The sequence below is a fragment of the Bradyrhizobium sp. 132 genome (assembly GCF_023074185.1).
GTDB lineage: Bacteria > Pseudomonadota > Alphaproteobacteria > Rhizobiales > Xanthobacteraceae > Bradyrhizobium.
This window is the reverse complement of sequence record NZ_JADPKY010000095.1, coordinates 67,962-74,447: the sequence shown is the minus strand read 5'-3', so window position 1 is coordinate 74,447 and position 6,486 is coordinate 67,962. Positions and strand designations below refer to the sequence as shown.

Sequence of the window (6,486 nt, the reverse complement as noted above, 5' to 3'; positions counted from 1 at the left end):
GTTGGGGGACCGCATGGGGCGGGGGATCAAAGGCTGGGGCAAGGTTACGAGGTCCGGACTCCTAGGCACTCCGGACCTCGGGACTTTCTGGATTGAACGCGATTTCGCGCCGCCGGCCTCATGAGCCGCGCGGCGCGATTTCGTTTTGGGCAGCTGCACGGTCAGACCTTGCCGATCAGTTCGGCACATTCCGTTCGAGATCTTCCAGCCACGCCGCCGCGCTGGAATCCGACGGCGCGCGCCAGTCGCCGCGCGGCGACAACGAGCCGCCTGCCGAGACCTTCGGCCCATTCGGCATCGCCGATCGCTTGAACTGGCTGAAGGCAAAGAAGCGGCGCAGGAACACCTCCAGCCAGCGGCGGATCTCCTTGAGATCATAGGCCTTGCGCTTATCGGTCGGAAATGCCGGCGGCCATTCGCCCTCAGCGACGTCCTTCCATGCCTGCAGCGCCATGAAGGCGATCTTGGACGGCCGCATGCCAAAGCGCAGCGTGTAGAACAGGTTGAAATCCTGGAGCTCGTAGGGACCGACGGAGGCTTCCGTGCTCTGTGCCTTCTCGCCGGGCTGGACCGGAACCAGCTCGGGCGAGATCTCGCCCGACAGGATCGAGGCAAGCGTCCGGTTGACGTCGTCGCTGAACTGTTTTGAGGCGATCACCCAGCGGATCAGGTGCTGGATCAGCGTCTTCGGCACCCCGGCGTTGACGTTATAATGCGCCATCTGGTCGCCGACGCCGTAGGTGCACCAGCCCAGCGCGAGCTCCGAGAGATCGCCGGTGCCGATCACGATGCCGCCGTGATGGTTGGCGAGCCGGAACAAATAGTCCGTACGCAGGCCCGCCTGCACGTTCTCGAAGGTGATGTCGTAGACCTTCTCGCCCTTGCCGAAGGGATGGCCGATGTCCTTCAGCATCTGCGTCGCCGTGGTGCGGATGTCGAGTTCCTGCCAACTCGTCTGCAACGCCTTCATCAGCGCCAGCGCATTGGTCTTGCTCTCGCTGCCCGTGGCAAAACCCGGCATGGTGTAGGCAAGGATGTTCTCGCGCGGCAGGCCAAGGAGATCGACGGCCTTGGCGGCGACGATCAGCGCATGGGTCGAATCGAGCCCGCCCGATACGCCGATGACGACGCGCTTGGTGCCGGTGGCGCGCATGCGCTGGACGAGGCCGGCGACCTGAATGTTGTAGGCCTCATAGCAGTCCTGCTCGAGCAGGCTCTCGTCGCTCGGCACGAACGGAAAGCGCTCGATCTTGCGCAAGAAGCCGATGTCGGCGGCCGGCGGCTTCAGGGCAAAGGTGATCCTTCGGTAGAAACCTTCGCGCTGGCGGCGATTGTCGTCGAACGTCCCCATCGAGGCACGCTCCTGCCTGAGCAGGTCGAGATCGACGTCGGCCAACGTGATCTGGCCGCCCTGGCGGAACCGCTCGCCCTCAGCCAGCAGCACGCCGTTCTCGTAGATCGAGGTCTGGCCGTCCCAGGCGAGATCCGTGGTCGATTCCCCTGCCCCCGCGGCGGAATAAACGTAGGCCGCGAGGCAGCGCGTCGAAGTGGATTGGCACAGCAACGCGCGCGAACGGGCACGGCCGATCGTGATCGGACTGCCCGAGAGATTGACAAGAACGCTTGCGCCCGCAAGCGCGAGCTCGGAGGCCGGCGTCACCGGGATCCACATGTCCTCGCAGATCTCGACACCGATCGTCAGGGCCGGGACGTCCTCGGCCGCGAACAGGAGATCGACGCCGAACGGGGCATGCAGCCCGCCAAACGCGATCGTCTCGCCGACAATGCCGGCGCCGGAGGCGAAATGCCGCCCCTCATAGAATTCGCGATAAGTCGGCAGGTAGCTCTTGGGCACGACGCCGAGGACGTTGCCGCGATGGATGACGACCGCGCAATTGTAGATGCGATGGCCAAAGCGCAGCGGCGCGCCGACGATCAGCGCGGTCATCAGCGCCGAGGAGGCCTGGACGATCGCGGCAAGTCCGCGCTCGACCGCATCGAGCAGCGGATCCTGCTTGACCAGGTCTTCGATCGCATAGCCGGACAGGCACAGCTCGGGAAATACGGCAACCGCCACCGACTGCTCGTGGCAGTCCTGCGCGGCCGCCATGATGGCCTTTGCGTTGGCCGAGGGATCCGCCACATGCGAGGTGGTGACGCAGGCCGCCACGCGCGCAAATCCGTGGGCATAGATCGAGTGGAAACTCATCGAGCTCAGCACTTTCAATTCAATCTCTCTGCGGCCGGCCGCAGCCGTCAGCTCCGGACCATATGTAACCCATCGAGCCGGTCCCGTGCAGGCCATCCGCCTTCATGCATAACGGACTTGCAGGCTCGTCCGCCCGGTGCCTGGCGAAGTCAGGCGCTACGGGCCAGCACCCCGGACAGATCGCCGCGCAGCCACTCGGCGATCTGCGGCCAGGCATGGGCGTGGGTTCGCGCGCCCATGAACAGGCCGAGATGGTTGCTGGGTTCGGAGGCCGTCGCAATGAAGGCCGGTGGCGTGCCGAGCAAACCGGCGGTGGCGAGCGCCTGCGCGGCCGGCACGACGTCGTCATCGAGCCCGGCCAGCAGGAAGACCGGCGCCTTGACGTGCTTCAGATCAATCACGCGGCCGAGCGCCGTGAATTGCCCGTTCGCGATCCGGTTCTCCCGGAAAATCCGGTTGACGATCTCGAGATAATAAGCGCCGGGCAGATTGAGCGTCTCGGCGTTCCAGCGCTCGAACCGCGCGAGCAGCGTTGCGCTCCCCTCAGCCGCAAGGTCCACCTGCAACGCCGCGGCGATGTCGTCGCGGGTTGGCGCCTTGGACCAGACACGCAGCATCTCCTCGCCGCTGACATTACCGCCGCCCCGTGCGACGAGCTGGTCATAGACCATTTCGGGAGCGTCGCGGGCGAGCTGCGACAGCCTGGACTCGATCGAGAGGTCGACCGGCGCGCCGACCAGGACCAGCCGCCGCACCTTGGCGGGAAAGCGCGCCGCGTAGAGCAGCGAGAGCCAGCCGCCCTGGCACAGGCCGACGAGATCGACCGGCGCGCCGATCTCGTCGATGGCGACGTTGAGATCACCGAGATAGCTGTCTATCGAGAGATAGCGCATATGAGGTGCGGACGAGCGCCAGTCGGTGAGATAGATCCGGTCGATGCCGCCGTTTTGCAGGGACTGAACCACGCTGTGGCCGGGTGCGAAGTCGGCAATCAGGGCCCGGTGCAGCGCGTAGGGCGCGCAAACCAGCGCCGGCTGGCCGGATCGCGTCCGCGTGCAATCGCGCAAGCGCATGGTCGCGAGCTCCAGCGCGACGGAGTTGGCCGTGGTCCACGGCAGGCTGCTGTCGGCCTGCTCCGGCGGATCGCGCTCAAGCCATCCGAACCAGGCGTTCATGGCGAGCTGAGCCGCTGCGAACGGCCACAGCACCGGGTCACCCGGGACCTGCCCCGGTGCGCGCAGCTGTTTGCCGGTCTTCTCCGCCATGGCTACGTCACCGTTTTCACAGGAATGCCTCGAGGCCGATGACCGGAATGCCGCGCTCCCGAAAACTCTGATGGGTCGCGCCCATCGAGCCGTCGAGATCGATGCCACAGCAGGCGTCCTCGATGACGGCGACATCGAACCCCGCCTCGCGGGCATCCTCCGCCGAAAAGCGGACGCAGAAGTCGAGCGCGAGGCCGGCGACGAAGACGGTGTTCAACTCGCGTTCGCGCAAATATCCGAGCAGCCCGGTCGGTGTTTTCTTGTCGTTCTCGAACAGCGCCGAATAGGAATCGATGCCGCGCCGAAACCCCTTCCGCACCACCAGATTTGCGCGGGTGACGTCGAGATCGCGATGAAATTCGGCGCCCGCGGTGCCCTGCACGCAATGGCTCGGCCACCGCACCTGGGCGCCGTAGTCAAGCGCGATAGTCTGAAACGGCTGCCTGCCCGCATGGTTCGAGGCAAAGGAGACATGATCCCGGGGATGCCAGTCCTGGGTCAGCACCACATTGGCGAATTTTTGGGCGATTCGATTGATGGCGGGCACCACCTTCTCGCCGCCGGGAACGGCGAGCGCCCCGCCGGTGCAGAAATCGTTCTGCACGTCGATCACCAGCAGCACGTCGCGGTCGGAAATCTTCATCGCAAGGTCCATTTCAAGCCGTCCCGCGCGACCGGCGCCGAACGCTCCTCCAATGTCGATCTTCCCGGCAACCACCGCAAGGTGCGGCGATCTGCGCGAATGGCCGCCGTCATTCCCAAGAGATGCAACGGTTTGGCCTCGAGCGTGTTGACTAGATCCACCCGAGGACGGATTCTGAAAGCCGTTCGCATCTTGCGATCCGATAGAACGGAGGAAGAGGTTCCCGCAGCCGGCAAGGGCGCGGCAGCCATATGCACATGAGCATCGGCAAGACAGGACCGATTCTTCTCGCCGATATCGGCGGCACCAATGCGCGCTTCGCGCTCAGTCAGGGCAATCAGACCGGACCGATCGACTATGTGAAGGTGGCAGACTTCCCGACCGTCAGGGAAGCCATTGTCGATGTCCTCGGGCGCCGGTCCGGCGGCGAACCGCCCCAAAGGGCCGTGTTGGCCGTGGCGGGTCCGGTGACCAACAATCGCTGCGTCATGACCAACAGCCCGTGGGTCATCGACGGCAACGAGCTCCAGCCGGCCCTTGGCTTCGGCAGCGTTCACGTTCTCAACGATTTCGAGGTGGTGGCCTGGTCTCTGCCTGCCCTGCAGCCCGCCGACCTGATCCCGCTCGGCGGACAGGATGGCCTTCCCGGAGAGCCGTTGCTGGTGGTCGGACCTGGAACCGGCTTTGGCGTCTCCTGCCTGGTCGAGCGCCATGGCGCACGGCTGGCCGTCGTCACCGAAGCCGGCCACGCGACCCTGCCGGCGGAGAACGAGCACGAGGAACGCGTGATCGCGTCCATGCGCCGACGCCTCGGCCATGTCTCCATCGAGCGCGGCGCACTGTCCGGCTCCGGCCTGCAAAGCCTCTACGAAGCGCTGTCCGAAGTTGAAGGCGCTCAGGTGCCGCATCGCGATGCTGCCGCCATTACCAAGGCGGCCCTGGAAGGCAGTTGCGAACTCAGCCGCGCGACCCTGGGGATGTTTTGCGCCATTCTCGGCTCAGTCGCCGGCAATCTCGCAGTGACCTTCGGCGCCCGTGGCGGTGTCTATATCGCCGGCGGAATCGTGCCGCGTTTTCCGGATTTCCTTGCAGCTTCCGCGTTCCGGGCGCGCTTCGAAGCCAAGGGGCGCTTCCAGGACTATCTACGCAACATCCCGACCAGGCTGGTCACGAAGCCTGACGCGAGTTTCGTCGGCCTGAAGATGTTTGCCGAGCACAACCAGCCTTAAGATCTCATACGAGTTCCAGTAATTCACAGCTCATTGCACCGAACGCGCGGTTCCATGCGGGATGGTGCTTGCGTGCATGTTTCGGATCAGAAACAATTCGGCGTTGTGTGTGGCGTAGTTGCGGGGGCGTGACATGCGTAAGCAGGATTTTGGTTTCGACTATCACCGCTATCACCGCCTGCTGATCGAGGCGGACGACGACGGCAAGCGGCTGGCCCTGATCGAGCTTTTGATCGAGGAAAAGGCGCGGGATCGGCTTGCTGCCCAGCGGGCTTCCGATCGCGCGGCCATGACAGCCCACACCATCGCCACGGTGCTGAAGAACGGGCGCCACTGAGGCGTGATCTCGTTACGGCGCGCGCAAACACGGGACCGATTGCGATTCCGTTAACGATGCATCGAAAGCTCGCGTCAAACTTTTTGCTCTAAGGCTTCCCTCACCTGATGCAATTCAGGGGCAACAAAGGGGGGAATGAACATGAGCATGATTTCGATCGCCGCGATGCCGGCCACCATCGAAACGCGTTTGACCGATTCTTCTTTCACGACCATCTTGCTGTTCTGCTGCACAGGCCTCGTCGCCTCGTTCGGCCTGATGGCGCGCGGCATCGATCTTGGCGCCGGCCTGATGTGAGACCGCGACGAATTCCGTCGCAAAATGGCCGCCCCTGATGGGCGGCTATTTTCGTTGGCGATCTCAGCGCGGCGTTTTCGCCGTCGCTCAGCGCGGCGTCTTCGCTCCCGCTTCCGGAAACATCGAATCGATCATCGCCTTGAGCTGATCGATCCCAATCGGCTTGCGCAGGATCGGCCGACGCCGGAGCAAGGACGGCAGCAGTTCCGGCCCGTAGCCCGTGGCAAACAGAAACGGCTTCCCGCGGCGCTCGATCAGGTCGGCCACGGGATCGACGTAGACGCCCTTGAGGTTGATGTCGAGAATCGCCAGATCGTACTGCGCGGTCATGGCGTAAGCGCTGGCATCCCGGACATTGTCGGCTTCCGCGACGACGTGGTGGCCGAGTTCCTCCACCATGTCCGCCATCATCATCCGGATCAACGCCTCGTCTTCGACCAGGAAAACGGAGAGTGCGTCCGCCATTTAAACCCCGCAATCAGCTTACGAAGCTAAGCATAACCGAA

Annotated in this window: 7 protein-coding genes; 3 read left to right on the top strand and 4 right to left on the bottom strand. The window is 64.3% G+C overall.

Annotated features, from left to right (window positions below):
* Positions 1 to 175 precede the first annotated feature (175 nt).
* The 3 genes from IVA74_RS18495 to pncA form a co-directional block, all read right to left on the bottom strand.
* The gene (locus IVA74_RS18495; protein WP_247346934.1) at positions 176 to 2,209 is read right to left on the bottom strand and encodes an NAD(+) synthase; all 2,034 of its coding nucleotides are present in this window, start codon (positions 2,207 to 2,209) and stop codon (positions 176 to 178) included.
* A gap of 149 nt (positions 2,210 to 2,358) precedes the next feature.
* Positions 2,359 to 3,474 carry an alpha/beta fold hydrolase gene (locus IVA74_RS18490; protein WP_247346929.1) on the bottom strand — a complete coding sequence of 372 codons (1,116 nt, stop codon included), beginning with the start codon at positions 3,472 to 3,474 and terminating at the stop codon, positions 2,359 to 2,361.
* A 16-nt stretch (positions 3,475 to 3,490) separates the two neighbouring features.
* Positions 3,491 to 4,129, bottom strand: coding sequence for a bifunctional nicotinamidase/pyrazinamidase (gene pncA / locus IVA74_RS18485; protein ID WP_247346928.1), 639 nt, complete (start codon positions 4,127 to 4,129; stop codon positions 3,491 to 3,493).
* A gap of 245 nt (positions 4,130 to 4,374) precedes the next feature.
* Between pncA and glk the strand changes: the two genes are divergently transcribed.
* From glk to IVA74_RS18470, 3 genes are all read left to right on the top strand, one after another.
* A complete protein-coding gene (gene glk / locus IVA74_RS18480) occupies positions 4,375 to 5,346 on the top strand; it encodes a glucokinase (RefSeq protein ID WP_247346927.1) in 972 nt (323 codons plus the stop codon).
* Between the two features lie 133 nt (positions 5,347 to 5,479).
* The gene (locus tag IVA74_RS18475) at positions 5,480 to 5,683 is read left to right on the top strand and encodes a hypothetical protein (RefSeq protein WP_247346925.1); all 204 of its coding nucleotides are present in this window, start codon (positions 5,480 to 5,482) and stop codon (positions 5,681 to 5,683) included.
* Between the two features lie 141 nt (positions 5,684 to 5,824).
* Complete coding sequence (locus tag IVA74_RS18470; RefSeq protein ID WP_247346923.1) at positions 5,825 to 5,980, top strand: hypothetical protein; 156 nt, start codon at positions 5,825 to 5,827, stop codon at positions 5,978 to 5,980.
* A gap of 87 nt (positions 5,981 to 6,067) precedes the next feature.
* Here the strand turns inward: IVA74_RS18470 and IVA74_RS18465 are convergent, their stop codons facing one another.
* Positions 6,068 to 6,445, bottom strand: coding sequence for a response regulator (locus IVA74_RS18465; RefSeq protein ID WP_247346921.1), 378 nt, complete (start codon positions 6,443 to 6,445; stop codon positions 6,068 to 6,070).
* Between the last annotated feature and the right edge of the window lie 41 nt (positions 6,446 to 6,486).